At 61.0% G+C, this 18,234-nt stretch carries 9 protein-coding genes and 2 pseudogenes; 3 read left to right on the top strand and 8 right to left on the bottom strand.

All coding sequences use genetic code 11. The features are described 5' to 3' along the window. Positions 1–33: 33 nt before the first annotated feature. From C5F70_RS18710 to C5F70_RS18695, 4 genes are all read right to left on the bottom strand, one after another. On the bottom strand, positions 34–6,555 hold the full coding sequence (locus C5F70_RS18710) for an NEL-type E3 ubiquitin ligase domain-containing protein (RefSeq protein WP_256588296.1): 6,522 nt from the start codon (positions 6,553–6,555) through the stop codon (positions 34–36). Positions 6,556–6,617: 62 nt separating this feature from the next. After that, entirely contained in the window at positions 6,618–7,766 is a 1,149-nt protein-coding gene (locus tag C5F70_RS18705; protein ID WP_102617523.1) for an OpgC family protein, read from the bottom strand. Between the two features lie 266 nt (positions 7,767–8,032). Next, on the bottom strand, positions 8,033–8,317 hold the full coding sequence (locus C5F70_RS18700) for a putative quinol monooxygenase (RefSeq protein ID WP_017844581.1): 285 nt from the start codon (positions 8,315–8,317) through the stop codon (positions 8,033–8,035). Positions 8,318–8,329: 12 nt separating this feature from the next. Further along, on the bottom strand, positions 8,330–9,949 hold the full coding sequence (locus tag C5F70_RS18695; protein ID WP_017844582.1) for an FMN-binding glutamate synthase family protein: 1,620 nt from the start codon (positions 9,947–9,949) through the stop codon (positions 8,330–8,332). Between the two features lie 303 nt (positions 9,950–10,252). Between C5F70_RS18695 and C5F70_RS30880 the strand changes: the two are divergent. Both C5F70_RS30880 and C5F70_RS31175 read left to right on the top strand, forming a co-directional pair. After that, positions 10,253–10,420, top strand: a pseudogene (locus C5F70_RS30880) (type II toxin-antitoxin system RelE/ParE family toxin); the annotation flags it as partial. Next, positions 10,409–10,492: pseudogene (locus C5F70_RS31175) on the top strand (addiction module antidote protein, HigA family); the annotation flags it as partial. The pseudogenes C5F70_RS30880 and C5F70_RS31175, both read left to right, overlap by 12 nt. A 36-nt stretch (positions 10,493–10,528) precedes the next feature. On the opposite strand, the gene C5F70_RS18685 reads toward C5F70_RS31175, so the two are convergent. Genes C5F70_RS18685 through C5F70_RS18670 form a run of 4 tightly spaced genes read right to left on the bottom strand, consistent with a single transcriptional unit; the run spans position 10,529 to position 16,626 of the window. After that, the gene (locus C5F70_RS18685; RefSeq protein WP_046485811.1) at positions 10,529–11,920 is read right to left on the bottom strand and encodes an ATP-binding protein; all 1,392 of its coding nucleotides are present in this window, start codon (positions 11,918–11,920) and stop codon (positions 10,529–10,531) included. Continuing rightward, positions 11,917–13,731, bottom strand: coding sequence for a DAHL domain-containing protein (locus C5F70_RS18680; RefSeq protein ID WP_104903844.1), 1,815 nt, complete (start codon positions 13,729–13,731; stop codon positions 11,917–11,919). The genes C5F70_RS18685 and C5F70_RS18680 overlap by 4 nt, the downstream gene beginning before the upstream one ends. 10 nt (positions 13,732–13,741) lie before the next feature. After that, on the bottom strand, positions 13,742–14,728 hold the full coding sequence (locus C5F70_RS18675; protein WP_046485807.1) for a cytochrome-c peroxidase: 987 nt from the start codon (positions 14,726–14,728) through the stop codon (positions 13,742–13,744). 23 nt (positions 14,729–14,751) lie between these two features. Continuing rightward, on the bottom strand, positions 14,752–16,626 hold the full coding sequence (locus tag C5F70_RS18670; RefSeq protein ID WP_026139750.1) for a bifunctional diguanylate cyclase/phosphodiesterase: 1,875 nt from the start codon (positions 16,624–16,626) through the stop codon (positions 14,752–14,754). A gap of 257 nt (positions 16,627–16,883) precedes the next feature. Here C5F70_RS18670 and C5F70_RS18665 point away from each other — a divergent pair, with 257 nt between their 5' ends. Then, entirely contained in the window at positions 16,884–18,230 is a 1,347-nt protein-coding gene (locus tag C5F70_RS18665; protein ID WP_046384557.1) for an HD domain-containing phosphohydrolase, read from the top strand. The last annotated feature ends 4 nt before the right edge of the window (positions 18,231–18,234 follow it).

Here is an 18,234-nt window from a genome sequence, read left to right as displayed (position 1 = left end):
GCGGCCTGTGGCGCACAGGCCGCCTTGATGCGCTCAATCGCGCGGTAACGCGTGAAGGGCGGCGTCCGTCAACTGGCCGATGAGGCGGTTGCGCTCGGCGGTCTGCGTGTCGATCAGCGCTTGCAGGCGGTCGAGGTGTTCATCGGAGTGTTTGTCCGGCAGCTCCTTTTGCAAGAGCCCGATCTTGTAGCGGGTCACTTCCTTGATCGTTAAGAAGGGCGCGGGAAAGCGTCGTTCCAGGTAGTCGAGCCAGAAGTCGCAGGTTTTGTATGCGTTCGCCAGCCCAGGGGAATCCTTCAACCCGCGCAGCATTTGACGCGCCTGTCGGACATCGTTGTCGACCACGCCGTACCCCTCCACTGAATACAACATTTGGTCCGCCTGGACCGGCAGGTTGAATTCCTCGCGCAACATCACCCGATAGAACAGGGTGATTTCGGCGGGGTCCGGCGAACGCCCTTGCGCGGTCAAGCGGCTGATGTGATCGTCGGCGAACTGGTCGAGCTGCTCCAGGTAATACACTTGTTTGGCCAGGCCGAGCAGTTCGCGGTCGATGCGGTTTTCGTCGTATCGAGCGAGGGTCTGATGCACTCGGTGCATGAGCTCCATGTTGTTGAACAGCAGTATGGCGCCGTCGCCACAGGTGCCCGCCGCATGGGTGTTGAGGAACACTTTTTCGCGCAGCTCGGTGGAGTTGCTCAGGCCATCGAGCAGGTTCCAGACCCGGAATGTCAGTTTTTTACGTGCATTTCCAGCGATGGTGTACTCCAGAGACTTGGTCAAGTCCGCCAACACTCTGAAGACATCATCGGGACGGGCGCCTTCATGGCTTGACAGACCGTTCCACAGTTCTCTGGCGCTGTCGTGTTTAAAGGGTTTCAGGTGGACCAGCCAAGGCAAAATGCCGCGTTCGGCGGGCGGCGTGTGGGCGATGCCGGGGAGGGAGCCCCCTACGGCCATGCCAATGTCGACGTGGTATTGCCTAACGCGCTGCAAGGTTTGGGGCGACAGCGGATTGTCATGCAGGAACGTCGAACGATTTCGGATGATGGCTCTGGGGTGGGTAAACACGCGCTCGGGAATGCTGGAGATCTGGTTTTCCTGTAGGTAGAGGGTGTTCAGATTCGCGTGATCTGCGGCGCCGATCGGCCATTGTTGGGTATGGGTTGCTCTTAAATCCAAGGTCGAGAGTTGGCTCATTCGCGTGACGTCGAGCGTGATCCCCAGGGGGTTGTAACCCAGGTTGAGGTTTTCCAGATTGACCATGGCGGCGAGGCGTGCGGCGGACTCCTCGGTTAAAACCAGCGCATTGCCTTCCAGGTTCAGGCGGGTGAGTTGCGTCATCTGGGTGATGGCGCTCGGTAGCTCGCTCAACTGGCAGTCGATTTGCAGGGCCCGTAAGCCTGGGAAGAGCGCGAGGAATGCATGGCCCGAGGCGGGGAAGCTGTCCCCGGCGATACTCAGGTGCTCGATGTGCTCGAAGCCCCTGAACCCGTTGATAAAGGCCGCCGTGGGCAGATCGATGGTGTCCAGTTGCAATGTCAATGACTCCGCATGAAACAACCCATCGATGTAGACCTGTGGCGGCTCATCCCGTCGCCAGGCCCTGCGCAGTGTGTTGGCGATATGGCGACGACGGCCCAGATGGAGGCCCAGTGGGTCGGTTTCGTCGTTGTCGGTGTCACGGGGGGTGTCGCTCCAGCGGGTCAGTTCAATGTCCAGGAAGCTGTATTCGGCCTGGCGTCGGTCAAGCTCGATCAGGGCGGCCGGCTCATCCAGGTTGAGCCAGCGGATGAAGGTGCGGGCGGTGTCATTGTCGAACCGGGGGTAGAGTTCCTGGACCCTGCTCACCAGGTCCGGCGCGCGATTACCGCCGAATGGCCACAGCCAGTTCCAGGCGGGGTACACCAGAAATGAGCGATCCAGGCCCATCGGCGGTTGCAGCCAGGGTTGCAGGTGCGGCAGGTCCAGCAGGCTTTTTATCGCCACGCGCTGGGACAGCGCCAGCTTGGCGATCTGCTCCTGGAGTGGCGCGAGGTCGTCTTCATGTGTGATTCCCAGCGTGCTCCGTTCGGTATCGGTCAACGTCTGGATGATGGCCGACAGCAGGTTGCTGCCGCTGCCGACGGGCGCGGCGAGAGGCGCTCCTTGTGAGTCGTAGGCGTGGTAGACCTGGTGTTGCTTGACCAGCACTTTTCGGCGCGTCCCGGCCGGGTTGCCGGCGGCTTCGATGCTGGAGCCGCTGAAGTGTCGGTCGCGGACTTCGATGCGCAGGTCGCTGGGCCAGCCGGGCACGGTGTTGAGCAGGTGCAGGATGATCCGGTCGCTGTCCGGGTTGATCAGGTTGTCCAGGTACAAGCCCTCGAAGGCGCGGTTCAGACGCACCTCGTGGGCGGTCAGTCGGGCTGTTTCGCCGAGGCGCAGGCTCACCTTGCCGTGCTCGTGCAGTTGCTTGAGTTCGCGGGGCGTTGCGTGGCCGAGGATGCTGTCGACGGTGTTGTTGGGTAAGTCGGCATGTGCGGCCTTGAAGCGTTCGCGCGCGACGTTGGGGCTGCGGTGCTCGCTCTCTTGGTAGAGCGAATTGAACAGATGGTTGGTTTCTTTCTCGGCGAACTCGACGATTTTTTTCACCAGTTTGAACAAGCGCTCTTCAGCGGAGCTGGGCAATTCGCCCAACAAGGCATTGATCAGCGTGTCGTAGCCGGTGAGTTGGTTCAGCAGGCGGGCGTCCCTGTAGTCCTGCTCGGTCACGAGGATTGTTTCAGCGTTCGGGCCCGCACTGGCCGGGTATTGATAGCGCACCTCGTTCCCGGGGCCGACGATCTGCAGTCTGTGGTTGTCCGGCCATCCCGGCAACGCGGAGATCACCAGCAATTGCAGGGCCGGCTCGGCTTCCTGGGTGTTGGGGTTCACCCGCAGTGCGTTGATGAAGTGTTGAATCTGTTGCTCGATCTTGAAGCGTTTGCAGGTGTCGGCCAACAACGGCGGCACCGGGCGGGTGGCACGGTGTACCTGGCGCAGCACGTGGTCCGGGGTGTCGGTCAGGGCGAGGATTTGACTGGCCCGTTCCTGCGTAAACGCGTAGTCCTCGTGCCCCAGGCGGTGGAATAGCTGGTGGGTGTCCCAGGTCATCGGGTTCTCGCTGGCCAGGCGCCAGGTGCCCTGGCCGTTGTGCTCCAGGAGCGGGGTGTCGACACCGATTTTTTTCGGGTGCTTGAGCCGCCATTTGAACAGCGTTTTATCGAAGACGATGCGGAACAGGCTGCCGAACAGCGGCAGGTATTCGTTGCCCTCGATCATGAAGATCCCGTCGGTCCTGGGTTTGAGGCCAGGTGACAGCATTAGGTTGTGTTGGTAGGGCACCAGCGAGCCATTGACCAGGCTGACGTGACCTTGGGGGTTGCGTCGGGCGCTCATGTTGTCCCCCAGGGTTTTGCGCAGGCCCTTGGCGTCGGTGACACTGCTCATGCCCAGTTGTTGACGTTCGTGGGGGTGGAGCACCGAGGCGATGGCCAGGTAGAAGCTGTCTTGGGCGGGTGAGACGGGGATTTCACTGTCGTTGCGGATGTCATAGGCCTGGTAGCGACCGCCGGGGTGCAAGCGCAGGTTGACGGTGAGGTCGTCCGCACCGCTGGGCACGAAGGTCTCGCCCTGGCTGACATCCGTGACCACGAAGGGACGCTTGAGGGTGTCGCGGATCAGTGCGCCGGCAAATTCCCGGGCCCAGAGGTCAGTGTCGGCATTGAAGTCGCGGGGGTTGTACAAGCTATCGATCACCGCGTCGATGCGCAACGCGGTACGTTGGCGATCGAGTGTTTCAACGAACGCTACCGGCAGGGTGCCACCGCTCAGAAACGCCTCTTGCTGGCGTGCTGTCAGCGGGTGCTCGGCGAGTAATCGCGCAAGGTTGGCGGCGGTCAGGGGCGGATTCAGGTCGCGCAGTTTTTTCAACAGGGGCGTGACGGTAATCAAGGCCGGTGACACCTTGACCGGCAGAAACCGTCTTGCCGCCGGTGCGGCGGCGAGTTCCGCTTTTTCGTAGCCCCAGTAATCGAACAGCGCCGAAAACAGCGCGTGGCGCTCGAGGCTTGCCAATGCGCCAACCTGTTCGCGTACGCTGCTGACGCGCGCGTCCTCGGAGGCGTTGGGTTGGTCCTCTTTACCCAGGACCGAGTCGCGTGGTTGCTGGCGGATGATCAGTTGAAGCAGGTGCTCGTTGCCCTCGGGGCCGCTGCCCGCGTCGTTGAGGTCTGTGTAGCTGCCATCCTCGCGGCGCTTGAGGTTGATGGCATGGGGGCGCGGGGGTGGTTGCTCGGTTTTGCCGTAGGTCTCGATCCGCGTGCCTTGTGCATCGTGGATATGCAGCAGGGTGTCGGTCGGCCAGCCGTTGAGTTGGGTCAGCAGGCAGAAGACCGTGCTGTCGGCATGCGCCGGCAGTTGGCCGGGTTGGGGGAACCGCTCGATGATTTGCTGGATGACCTGATCGACCTGCAGTCGCCGGGCGCCTTCGATCAGGTTCAACGGTGCCGGCTGGGCGCGCCACACGCGATCCAGCGTATCGCGAGTGGTGGCGGTGCTGCGTAGCATGTGTTCAAGGTCGGCCGACGGGATCGTCGACGCCCCGTTGGGCAGCATGCGTTGCAGCAACTCCGGGTTGGACAGGAGATGGGCATTGTGCAGATCGAAGGTCCAGGCCTGGAGCTCTGGAGCGAATATGATCGCTGGGGTGTAGCCGTCTTTACCGCGTGTGAGTACATAGCGTTTGTGCGCGTCGTCGAATTTGACTTCGATCAGCACGTCCAGCTCGCCCTGGCGCAGTTTGGCGTAGAGGTGACCCTCGACCGTGTAAATGCCCAGTGCGTTGGGGGTGATACCGTTGACCAGGCGCTGGTTGTCGTGGGCATACGGTTGGGCGTCGGCTTTCCAGAGCCCATGGCTGCCGTCGGCGCGCGTGATTTTGTACGGGTTGCCGAGTTTTTCCAGGTACGCGTGCATGCGTTGGCGATGGGCCCTCCCGGCGGTTGAGATCAGCTTGCCGCTGACGGCCAGGTCGGTGACATCGGCCAGCGCCGAGGCAAATCCGCTGGCTTCGCCCTTGGCCAGCTCATTCACGCCCTGGGCGGCGCTGTAGGTCAGGCTGCCCATGACCGCGAGTTGCATGACCCGGTTCATGCCGGTGACGCCGCCGGGCAATGGCGTAAGCAGCATCTGCAGCACTTCACCGGCAATCGCCGCCGCCGCATCTTTGAGGGCTTGCCAGTCTTTTTCCGAGCGGGTTTGCGCCAGTGTGTCGAGGTCTGACTGAAAGCGCTGGATCTGGCGATAGGCACACGCCTGCACCAGGGTGATTGCGCGCCCGGATTTGATGTCGGTGTTGAAGCGGATGTTGTCCAGGGTCTTTGTTGAGAAGGCCAGGTGAAAACCGTCGTACACATAAGCGCCTAACCAACTGAACCCCTTCAGATGCGGCGCTTTGTTGATCAGTGATCTGAACACCGACAGCCCGATCAAGGGCAATTGCCGGGAGAACCAGCCCAGGTCTTTTTTCGCGTGGCTGTCAGTGAGTTGTGTGCGAAACGCGTACTCGGCGGCCTGGGTATCGTCGTGGTATTGCAACGCCCCGCCGGGACGGAAAGGGAAGTAGGACAACACGCCCAGGCTGGCCACGCGAATCAGCATTAAGGGCACGGGGATGCAACTGTCCCAGGGGACGAAGGGCACCGAGATCAGGGGGGTGATACCGGAGCTCAGGTTCAGCGTGTCGAACGGCAATTGCGCACCAGTGCCTTCGATGGCGGCGTTGAGTCGCGTGTAGATCTCCAGGGTGACGCCGGTAGTGGCACGGTTGCGGTAGGCTTCGATTACGTCGAACAGCAGGCTGGCCTTGGCCGACGCCTCGAACAATGGGCGCAACGGCCCGCCCGGCGCCATGGCGGTACGGGCTTTGTCGCGCAGTTGAGCGCCCAAGTCCAGCGTGCGGGCGGCTTCGATGAAGGCCAGTGCGCCCAGGCTTCTGTCGTTGTCCGGTCCCACGATATAGCTGGCTTCCACCAGGCTGAAACCCGAGTCCCCGTGAATGGAGTGGGTGAAACCGTAGTTGAGGCAGGCCGCTTCCCACAGCGACATGTGCTTGAGATGCTCAATGTAATGGAAGTCGTAATGGGCCCGACGATAGCGCGCGGCGGGCAAGGGCACGGTATTGAGCGGAAGGAGCGGCTGCGGCGGGTCCCAGGGGAAGCCCTGCTCCCGTTTCTCTTTGTAGCGGGTGAACAGGGTGTATTGCTCGGGATCGCGCCCGCCGATTTTTTCCCGCAGTTGCGCAAGGCCTTGAGTCTTGAAGTCGCGGGTCAGTGCTTGCTGGGCGTGTTCCAGAGCGGTCAAGGCGCTCAATGCTTCGCGTTGCAACCTGACGTAGCGGGCTTTTTCCTGTGGGTTCAAGCTGCTCATGGCTTGAATCACGTTGTTCTGAATCTGCTCAAGGGCTTGTTGCCGTGACCAGGAACTGCTGGACTGCAAGTTGCCTGATAACCCGTTGAGTCGTTGATAAGTTGACATCAGCCATACCCTTTCACGATAAGTGGAAGGGCATGGAAGCACCGTCGCGAAAACGGCCGGGGCTATCTATTTAATGATGATGTGGGCAGCGAGCGACGCGCTTGCAACCTGCTGTCCAGGCGTTTGTTGAATTCCAGCCAGGTCGCCAGAGCGCCCATCAACACCACGCCTGCCAACGCGCTGAATAGCTGCATGGCCAACGCGTCGCCGGCCAGGGCGTTGAGCATGTCCGCCAGCGGTGCGAGCAGCACGCCGAGACAGAACACCTCCAGGGAATAGCGGCCCATGCGGCAAGTCTGTTGCGCCAGCCAATGGCGGGTCCAGCCGGCATGGGGCAAGAGCTTGGCGGTGACATAAGCCAGCGCCAGGAAATGCACCAGGCGCACCGGCGACAGGTCGGTCTTGCTGATGGGGTACAGCCGTTCGCTGAGCCACGCGGGCATCAGCGCGTCATGCACCTCGGGCCAGCGCCAGGCCAGCGTGATGATCGCGGCCAGCAGCGAGTAGCCCGCCGCCGCCACAAACAGCGGCTGACGCAGCAGCGCGCGGCGCTCTGCTACGCGTGGTTGGCGGGCATGAATCGCCGCCGCGCCGCCGAGCACAAACAGCAACTGCCAGGTGACGGGGTTGAAGTACCACACGCCATCGGCAATCGCCCGCAGGTTCCAGCCCATCCACGGCGCCAGCAGGTACACGCTCAACGACACGCCCACCACCGCCCAGGTCTGGCGCAGCAGCAACGGCAGCACCAGCGGCAGCCCGCCGAGCAGCACGATGTACAGCGGCAGCGGGTCCATCAGGTTGGGCTTGAAGCGCAACAGCAATTCATCGGTGAGCGCCTGCTGCGGGTGGGTGACGAAGTGCGTCAGGCCCATCTCTTCGACCAGGTCGCGGGTTTCCACATGGCTGTTGGCGAAGAACACGATGCCCATCAGCATCGCCAGCAAAAAGATATGCACCACATACAGCACCCAGGCGCGCCGCAGGATTTTCAGCGAGGCGATCCAATAGCCGTCGCGTTGCAGGACTTTGCCGTAGGCCAATACGGCGGCGTAACCGGCGAGGAACACAAACACCTCCGCCGCATCGCTGAAACCGATGTTGCGCAGGGTGATCTGGCCGAGGGGGTTGTGGGGGACGTGATCCCAGAAAATGAAGATCAACGCCAGGCCCCGAAAAAAATCGATGCGCGGGTCGCGTCCGTTCAGCATGGCAGCGGGCTCTTGTACGAAAGGTTTAGTAATGACTGGCGCGCGCGGCTGTTGTCTTACGCCGCACGTCGAGCGGGCGCAGGTTGGCGGTATTTGTAAGCGATTGCAAAGGCTGGGTATTACTGAATGTCTCAATGGCGGCACGGGGGCAACATGGGCCATCGCCAGAAAAATCTGGCGATGGCCGCGAAGTCCCGCAACGGCATGTGAACCTGCTGGTTTCAATAGTGCCGTCGGTGGTCCGCTTCAGCGCGGTAAAGGCTGGGTCAGAATGCGTCCATCAGCAGCACCCTGCAGGGCTTGGCTTGGTGCTCATTGATCTGCGGCACCAGCCGGGTGAAGTGTTCGGTCTGGCAATGGGTATCGAGTGCCGCCTGATCGGGCCATTGCTCGACAAAGATAAAGTGCCCTGGGTCTTTCTGATCGACAAACAGATCGTAGGCGATGCACAGCGGTTCCTGGCGGGTTTTTTCCACCAGTTCGGCGTACCACGGGCGCACCGTGTCCAGGTGTTCGGGCTTGATGAAATCTTCCGCGATGACTTTCAACATATCATGGCTCCCTTACGCCGCAACGACTTCCTGCGGCTCAAAACTATCCGCCCGCGCCATCTGCCACATGCGCGAATAAAACTCGCCGTTCACTTCCCCGGTCAGCAATTCCCCTGGCTTGAGGAACACATGCAGCTGAGAGAACAGCTTGATTTCGGTCGCCGACATGCGTCGCACCAAATGCTTGGCCGACAGTTGCGACGGGTGCTCCAGGCCCGCTGCCGCGAGCATTTCGGCCAGAGCCTTGAGGGTGTTGCTGTGGAAGTTGAACACGCGCTGGGCCTTGTCCGGCACGACCAGGGCGCGTTGGCGCAGTGGGTCCTGGGTGGCGACGCCGGTCGGGCATTTGTTGGTGTGACAGCTTTGCGACTGGATGCAGCCGATGGCGAACATGAAGCCGCGCGCCGAGTTGGCCCAGTCGGCGCCGATGGCCAGCACGCTGGCGATGTCGAAGGCGCTGACGATCTTGCCGCTGGCGCCGAGTTTGATCTTGTCGCGCAGGTTCAAGCCCACCAGGGTGTTGTGGACGAACAGCAGGCCGTCGCGCAGCGGCACGCCGATGTGGTCGGTGAACTCCACGGGCGCGGCGCCAGTGCCGCCCTCCTTGCCGTCGACCACGATAAAGTCGGGGAGGATGCCGGTTTCGAGCATGGCCTTGGCGATGCCCATGAATTCCCACGGATGACCGAGGCAGAACTTGAAGCCCACCGGCTTGCCGCCGGACAACTCACGCAATTGGGCGATGAAGTGCATCAATTCGATAGGCGTGGAAAACGCGCTGTGGCGCGACGGCGAGACGCAATCTTCGCCCATCAGGATGCCGCGTGTCTCGGCGATTTCCTGGGTGACCTTGTGCTTGGGCAGAATCCCGCCGTGGCCAGGCTTGGCGCCTTGGCTCATCTTGATTTCAATCATGCGTACTTGCGGGTTCTGGGCCTGCACCGCGAAGCGTTCCGGGTCGAAATGGCCGTCGCGGGTGCGGCAGCCGAAGTAGCCGCTGCCCAGTTCCCAGGTCAGGTCGCCGCCGTTTTCGCGGTGGTAGGGGCTGATGCTGCCTTCGCCGGTGTCGTGGGCGAAGTTACCCAGCTTGGCGCCCTGGTTGAGCGCGCGGATCGCGTTGGCGCTCAGAGAGCCGAAGCTCATGGCCGAGATATTGAATACCGAGGCCGAGTACGGCCGCTTGCATTGCGGGCCGCCGACCATCACGCGAAACGAGCTCGGGTCAGTCAACGGCGCGGGGCGCATGGAGTGGCTGATGAACTCGAAGCCCGACTGGTACACGTCGATCAGGGTGCCGAAGGGTTTGTCGGCGGTTTGGTTCTTGGCGCGCGAGTAGACCAATGAGCGTTGCGCCCGGGAAAAGGGCAGGGCGTCGCTGTCGGACTCCAGCAGGTACTGGCGGATCTCCGGGCGAATGCCCTCGACCAGGTAACGGATATTGCCCAGGATCGGGTAGTTGCGGCGTATCGCGTGGGGGCTTTGCAGCAGGTCGAAGAGGCCGAGCAGGCTGAGGGCGCCGGTGACCAGGGTAATGGGCCATAACCATTCATGTTCGACAAAGGGCAGGCTGGCGAGGGTGAACATCACGCATACGGCAAACACCGCGTAGCGGCTTAGCAAGGACAGGCTCATACGGTTACCTTGGGATCGGACTCTTCTGGTCGGTGCGGCATTCTGCGCCAGTAAGGAAACCCTGAACAACCTGTAGGTGCATTCGCTTGGGTCGCATAGACACGGCGGACTGGCCCGATATAGACAGTTGGCGTGAGGCGTTCCGGCCTTACCTCTAAGGCCGTTCCAGTGTCTGGAGCGGCTTTTTTTGACGGCTGCACTGACCGCTCGTCGCCCTCCCTCAGCGCATATTCAACTGTCGGTTGAATATATCGACAACCCATGTAGAACTGGTCATTAACGAGTAACGTTAAGCATTAAGCGATGATCAGAAGCTTTAAATGCGCCGAAACCCCAAAACTGTTTGAAACCGGTCGAACCCGACGTTGCTCCGCTGTCGTTTCCGTGGTGGAACGACAGCTGAGCATGCTGGATGCGGCGGTTGAACTCGCTGATTTGCGCTCACCGCCCGGGAATAGGCTGGAACCGCTGGGCCTGACCGCAGCCGCTCTCGCAAGGGCGCTGCATGTTTCCGCCCCTACGGTGAATGACATTGTATTGCGTTGATCCAACCGTTGCGTGATGCTTTTTCGAACGGGCCTACACCGCTGTTTGGCGAATGGGCAGCACTACCCGGAACGTGGTGCCTTTGCCCAGTTCGCTACTGACGGAGATTTCGCCATGGTGTTTCTTGACGATGCCGTAGGAGAGTGACAGCCCCAACCCCGTGCCTTCGCCCACCGGCTTGGTGGTGAAGAACGGATCGAAGATTTTCAGCTGGGCGTCCGGGGCAATCCCGCAGCCGTTGTCCGCGATTTCCAGCCAGATGTTCTCGCCGTCCACGCCGTCGCTGATGGTTATGGTGCCGCGCTCCGGCCCGATGGCTTGCGCTGCGTTGATCACCAGGTTCATCACCACTTGGTTGAGCTGCGAGGCCAGGCATTCGATTTCCGGCAAGGGCGCATAGTGCTTGATGACGTCGGCTTTGTACTTGAGCTCGCTGGCGACGATGTTCAGGGTCGAATCGATGCCTTGTTGCAGGTTGGCCCACTGCCAGGTCTGGTCGGTGTCCACTCGGGAAAAGTCTTTCAAGTCCTTGACGATCTGCGCCACACGGCCAATGCCCTCCTTGGATTCGTGAATCAGCGTCGGAATATCTTCCCTGAGAAAGTCCAGGTCCAGGCGTTGGCGCAGGGCTTGGAGCTGATCGTCGCCGATCGCGGCTTCGGCCTGGCGGTAGGCATCGAGCATCTGCTGCAGCTGTTTGAAATAGCCTTCGAGGGTGCCGAGGTTGGAGGAGATGAACCCTACCGGGTTGTTGATCTCGTGCGCCACGCCCGCGGCGAGTTGCCCCAGGGACGCCAGTTTTTCCGATTGCACCAACTGGCTTTCGAGCTGTTTGCGTTCGTCGATCTCCAGTTGCAGGGCCTGGCTGGTCTGGGTCAGCGCTTGGGTACGCTGTTCCACCAACAGCTCCAGCTGGCTGGTTTGCAAGGATGCGCGGCGGGCCATGTCCCATTTGGCGGTCAGGGTGTTGGCCATTTGCTGGACTTCGATATTGTCGAACGGCTTTTTCAGGATCAGCAGCCGGTCATGGGCACGCAGGCGAAACAGCAGCTCTTCCCAGGAATAATCCGAGTACGCCGTACACACCACCACCTGCAGGTTCGGGTCGACCTTCCACAGTTCTTCGATGGTTTGCGCGCCGTCCCAGCCCTGGGGCATACGCATGTCGACGAAGGCCAGGGCGTAGGGCAGTTGCGCCGCCATGGCCGCCTCGAGCAGTTGTAAACCTTCCTGCCCACCGTAGGCGGAGTCCAGCTCGAACAGCGGGCTTTGCGGCTGTTTGTCGCTGGTGCCGAACAGCGCGGCTTCCATCGCGTCCAGGGCCTGGTTCTGTTCCAGGGGCGGCTTGAGGATCTTGCGGAAATCTTCGTGAATCGAGGGCGTGTCGTCGATCAGCAGAATGCGCCGGTTCGGTGGTTGGTTCATGCGGGGCCTGCAGCATCGTTGAGGGGGATTTGCAAGGTGAACAGCGCGCCTTTGCCCGGACCATCGCTATAGCCGGTAAGCCGGCCATTCATTTCAATCGCCGCCAGGGCGCAGCTGTGCAGACCGAAGCCATGGCCTTCCTTGCGAGTGGTGAAGCCGTGGGTGAAGATCCGCGTCATGTTTTCGGCGGGGATGCCTTCACCTTCGTCTTTGACGCTGATTTGCAGGATGTTGTCCTCTATCGTCTGGATCGACAACGTAATCTGTCGAGGCCGGTCGGTCAGGTTGGACATGGCGTACTTGGCGTTGCTGATCAGGTTGACCATGATCAGCAGCAGCCGGTGTTTGTCGGCCATGATCTGCGGTACGTCGGCGTATTCCTTGACCACCGTCACATGATGGCGATTCAGCGCGCCGGAATTCATGCGCAGCGCGTCGTCCATCAGGGCGCTGACCTGCAAGGGCTCCAGCACGCTGGAAACGCCGGCGTAGGATTGCTGGGTGGAGACGATGTCCTTGATGTGGTCGACGCTTTTGCTCAATTGCGCCAGCTCGTCGGTCAGGCCCTGTTGCTCGACGGCAATGGCTTCCACCAATTGGTTGAGGTAGCCCGGCAGCAGTTTGCCTTTTTCGTCTTCGCGCAGGTAAGTGCCCAGGTCATCGGGGTGTTCGTTGATCAACTGCATGGCCTTGCCCAACCCCAGTGCTTTGCTGGTGCGCAGCTTACGGGCGACCAGGTCGGCGGAGATGTTCACGCTGTTGAGCACGTTGCCCACATTGTGCAGCACATTGGTTGCGATTTCCGCCATGCCGGCCTGGCGGGCGCTGTCGAGCAGTTCGCTTTGCGCATCCCTGAGCTGGCGCGTGCGTTTTTCCACGCGCTGTTCCAGGCTGGCATTGGCGGTGTGCAGGGCGCGGTTGACGCGGTTGATCACGGTGAAACTGCGCAACAGCCTGATGGCCAGGTACAGCAGCAATGCCACCAGCAGGGTGGAGAACACCAGCAAGTAGTTGTGATACTTCTGGTCGATCAGGTCGGCGGCCTGCTGATCCTGGTTGAGGTGGGTGGTCAGTTCGTCCAGGCGTTCGGCCACGGGAACCGCGGCGATGCGTTCCAACAAGGTGTTGACCAGCGGCTGTTCGCGCAGGATCAGCGCGACGTGGTTGCTGAGAATCTCCACCGGCAGGTGGAAGTCGGCCGGCAAGCGTTCTTTGTTCACCGCCAGCAGGTTCAGGCCCAACAGAATCTCGGCCGCGCGGTCGGCACTGGCGACCTGGGCGAACTCCATGCTGCTGAGCAACAGGTCATAGGTGTCGGTGGCCACGCTTTGCAGTGGCAGCCGCTGTTCGTCGTCGAGTCGTGTGAACGCGGCCTGGATATCGTTTTCAGCGGTCGGCAGGAACGCCAGGGAGTTGCGCAGTACGGCGTTATGGGACTTGAACTGGTCGACCAGCCGCGCTTTGTCCTGGATCGCCGCCTGACCGGCCTCCAGGCTGGCTTGCCAGCCGGGCAGGTCGTTGGGCGCGTGATACGACTCGTGCTGGCGCAGTTCCTCCCAGATTCTTGTGATCTGCGTCAGCGGCGTCACCAGGGGGTCGTAATTGTGGGTCAGGGCGATTCTGGCCTTGAGCACCTCACTGTCCCACTGCGCGTTGAGCTGCTGCATCTGGCGGATCAGGTCGCGGGATTCGGTGTAATGGCTGGTCTGGTCAGTACTTGATTTGATGTACAGGAACACCAGTATCGATGCCAGCAGCAGGGTCGCGGTGCCCAGTAGTAGTTGGATGACGTAGTGGCGGGAGAGTCTCATGACCGTCTGCTCATAAAGGTTTGCCCGCCCATTGGCCGGTCAGGGTCTTGAGAAACTTGATGATCTGGTCCTTGTCTTCCGCCGAGGGCACGCGCCCCAGTTGGAATCTGAACATCACGTCCACGGCTTCTTCGAGGGTCTTGGCCGAGGCGTTGTGAAAATACGGCGCGGTGACGGCGACGTTGCGCAGGCTGGGCACCTTGAACACGTTACGGTCTTCTTCGTCGTGGGTCACCAGATAGCGGCCCAGGTCGGTCTCGGCGGGCGGGCGGCCCTTGAAATAATCATCCATCACGCCGAACTTCTGGAACATGTTGCCGCCGATATTCATGCCTTGATGGCAGGCGATGCAGCCATATTCCTTGAAGCGTTGGTAGCCGTATTTTTCTTCGATCGTGAGGATCTCGGTATTGCCCAGCAGGTATTGGTCGAAGCGGGAGTTGGGCGTGAGCAATGTGCGTTCATACGTCGCCAGGGCATTTTGCACGTTGGCCGCCGTCACGCCGTCGGGGTACACCTGACTGAAGGCGGCCTGGTACTGCGGCATGGCGGTGAGGTTGTCGACCACTGTTTTCCAGTCGCTGCCCATTTCCACCGGGCTGATGACCACTTGTTCGATCTGGGCCTCTAGGGTATCCACCCGACCGTCCCAGAACTGCTTGAAATTCAGGCTGGCGTTGAACACCGTGGGTGTGTTGAGTTTGACCGGCTTGCCATCAAAGCCCAAGGAAAACGGCTTATCGTCGCCCCCGCCCGTTGCCAGTTGGTGGCAACTGGCACAGGACAGGCTGTCATTGACTGACAGGCGTTTCTCGTTGAACAACTGGCGCCCCAGCTCAACTGTTGCCACATCCAGCAGCGGCACCGGCGGCAGTGGTTTGAGCGGCTCATCCAGTGGCGCGGCCGCCGCGGGCAGGGCGGCGCCAACCCCGAGGGCGACGGCAAGACCGAGTGCCCAGGGTGACGGGCGAGGAGAGCGGGTGAGGGGACGGATCAAGCGTTCGTTCCTTGGATAGACAGTCACTGGGGGGGCATCAGGCTGCGTTGCCCGGCTTGCATCAATTGGGCGAATTCAGCGGCCGCCACGGCTTTGCTGAACAGGAAACCCTGGCCCTCCTCACAACGGTGGGCTCTGAGGAACTCCAATTGCTCAAGGGTTTCGACGCCTTCGGCAATGATGTTCAAGTCCAGGCTCTTGCCCAGGCTGATGATGGCACTGATCAGTTGTGCATCCTGGCTGTTTTCGCCCAGGCCGCGCACGAAGGATTGATCGATCTTCAACACATCGATGGGAAACCGGCGCAAGTAACTGAGGCTGGAATAGCCGGTGCCGAAATCGTCGATCGACAGCCGCACGCCCAAGGCTTTGATGTCTTGCAGGGTGACGAGCGTGTCCTCGACGTTTTGCATCAGTACGCTCTCGGTGATCTCCAGTTCAAGCAAACTGGGCGTCAGGCCGGTGCGTTGCAGAATGGCCGCCAGGTTGGCGACAAAATTGCGCTGGCGAAAATCAATCGCCGAAATATTCACCGAGATACACAGTGCAGGCAGGCCGGCGGCGCGCCAGGCTTGTGCTTGCTCGCAGGCTTGGCGCAACACCCATTGGCTCAAGGGCACGATCAGGCCGCTGTCTTCGGCCACGGGAATGAAGGCTGACGGGTAGATCCAGCCGTGATCGGGCTGGTGCCAGCGAATCAGGGCTTCGGCGCCGACGATCCGCCCGCTGCTCAAATCCAGTTTCGGTTGGTAGTGCAATATGAACTCATCGCGCTGCAAGCCCTGCCGGATCGCGCTTTCCAGGCTCTGCTGGGCCTGGGCGCGCAGGTTCATCTCGTTGACGAAGAAACTGAAGTCGTTGGGGCCATGGGCTTTGCTGGTGTGCATGGCGGTTTCGGCGTTCTTGATCAGCTCCACCGCGCTGAAACTGTCGTTGGGGTAGATGCTGATGCCCAGGCTTGCGGTGACACTCAAGTCATGCCCGGCCACATAGTGTGTCGTGCTGATGGCGCCGAGCAGTTTTTCGGCAATGTACTGGGTTTGCTGGGGATGCTTGATGTCGTTGAGGATCAGCACGAACTGGTCGGAGCCGTAGCGAAACACCGAATCCGACGCGCGCACCGTGGCCACCAGGCTTTGGCTGACCTGCTTGAGCATTTCATCGCCGACCGGATAGCCCAGGGCATTGTTGATGCGCTTGAAGCGGTCCAGGCCGATAAACATCACGGCCAACTGGGTGTCATGGCGCCTGCAAACGGCAATGGCCTGCGTCAGCCGGTCGCCCAGCAGGGTGCTGTTGGGCAGTTCGGTCAGGGCGTCGTATTGCAGCAGGTGTGAGACCTTCAGCAGTTCCTGCACGCGTTCTTCGACCGTGCGCTCCAACCCCATCAGTTTGAGCGCGGCATCCTGGGCCAACTGCCATTTCCAGGTCAGCGCGCTGGCCATCTGACGGATTTCCAGGTTGTCGAACGGTTTTTTCAGGATCAGCAACTGGTCGCTGTATTGGATGCGCGCTTCGATGGCTTCGAAGGAATAGTCCGAGTAGGCCGTACACAGGGCGATCTGCAGGTTCGGGTCGACGTTCCACAGTTGTTCGATGGTTTCCAGGCCGTCCCAGCCCGGCGGCATACGCATATCGATGAACACCAGGGCGTAGGGCGCGTTGTCGGCCAGGGCCTGGTTGACCAGGGCGAGGGCTTCCTGGCCCTGATAGGCGGAGTCCAGCACAAAAGTCTGGCGCACGGTGGGGGCGGTGCCGAACAGGGTTTCTTCGATGCTGTCCAGGGACTGGCCGCCTGTGGTATCGGCGCACAGGATCTTGCGGAAATCCTCGTGGATGGAGGCCGCGTCATCGACGATCAGCACCCGTCGATTGGCCCTTCCTGAGCACGGATTCATGGCTGACACCGGGACGCAGGCAACTGAAGATTCTTACGCATCGGGCTTCCTTACCTTGAATGCTTCAATAAACGGGGAACAGTCATGGCTTCATGCTACTAGCATAGTCGGGTCCCTTGAATAAGTACGCCAGTTGGCGTCAAATCACCCTCAGTTACCCCAGCCTGCATCTAGCGCTCATTGCTTATGCAAGTACAGTGATCGATCACGCCGGGGCGCAATGAAGCAACCGAGTACCATCGCCAGGAGGTGTCGCCATGGATGAACAAACTGCTACGACGTCCCCTTACAGACCTACTATTTTGCTGGTCGACGATGAAGAATCGATCCTCAACAGCCTGCGCCGCCTGCTGCGGGGCCAGCCTTATGATGTGCTGCTGGCCAGCAGTGGTGCCCAGGCCCTGGAAATCATGGCTGCCGAGCCCGTCGACCTGCTCATGACCGACGCGCGCATGCCCGCGATGGACGGGGCGATGCTGCTGGCCGAGACCCACCGCCTGTACCCGGCCACCACGCGCATCCTGCTGACTGGCTATGCCGACATGACCATGATGATCAAGGCGATCAACGAAGGTCAGATCCACCGCTATATCAGCAAGCCCTGGAACGACGAGGAAATGCTCCTGACGTTGCGCCAGTCTCTGGAACACCAGCATTCCGAACGCGAGCGCGTGCGTCTTGAGCAGTTGACCCGCGATCAGAACGAGCAGTTGAAGGCCCTCAACGCCACCCTGGAAAAGCGCGTCGAAGCGCGCACCAGCGAGCTGCAGCAAACCGCCGACATGCTCGACCTGGCCTACGACGAGCTCAAGCGCAGCTATGTGACCGGCACCGAAGTGTTTTCGCTGCTGGCCAACCTGCGCCTGCCCAAGCAGAAGCAGACCAACCGCCAGTTGATCGAGCTGATCCGCGTGTACTGCAAAGCCCAGGCGCTGGACGAAGCCAGCGCCCGTGACCTGACCATGGCCGCCGCGCTCTACAACATCGGCAAATTGAGCTGGAGCGACGGCATGATGGCCGTCCCGTCGGAACTGCTGCACAGCAACGACCGCGAACGCTATCGCGCATACCCGGCGCAGAGCGAGTCGTTGCTGATGACGCTCGAGCCGATGAAGGACGCCGCACGGCTGATCCGCCATCACCAGGAGCGGTGGGACGGCACCGGGTTTCCCGATCACCTCAAGGGTGAAACGATTCCCGTAGGCGCGCGCTTGCTCAAACTGGCGGTGGACTTCATCGAACTGCAGAAGGGCCTGATCCTGGAACGGCAGATGAACAGCGATGAAGCACTGCTGTACATCCGCAAGTACGCGGGGCGGCTCTATGATCCGGACATGGTCGAAGACTTCGTCCTGGCCTGCGCCGCGTTCCTCAACGACGTGACCCTGGGCGACCCGAGTGTCAAAGTGCTGAGCACCCGCGAACTGGCCGACGGCATGATCCTGGCGCGCAACCTCAACGCCGATAACGGCATGTTGCTGCTCAATGCCGGCAAAGTGCTCAACTTGCCGCTGGTGGACAAGCTGATCGCGTTTGAAGCCATGGAGGGCGCCAAGTACAGCGTGTTTATCCGCGAACCGGAAGAGCCCCATCTTTTGAGCTGAGGCG

It is taken from the genome of Pseudomonas sp. LH1G9, assembly GCF_002949975.1.
Classification (GTDB): domain Bacteria; phylum Pseudomonadota; class Gammaproteobacteria; order Pseudomonadales; family Pseudomonadaceae; genus Aquipseudomonas; species Aquipseudomonas veronii.
Note: the sequence above shows the minus strand (reverse complement) of the source record. Positions and strands in the feature narration are given on the sequence as shown.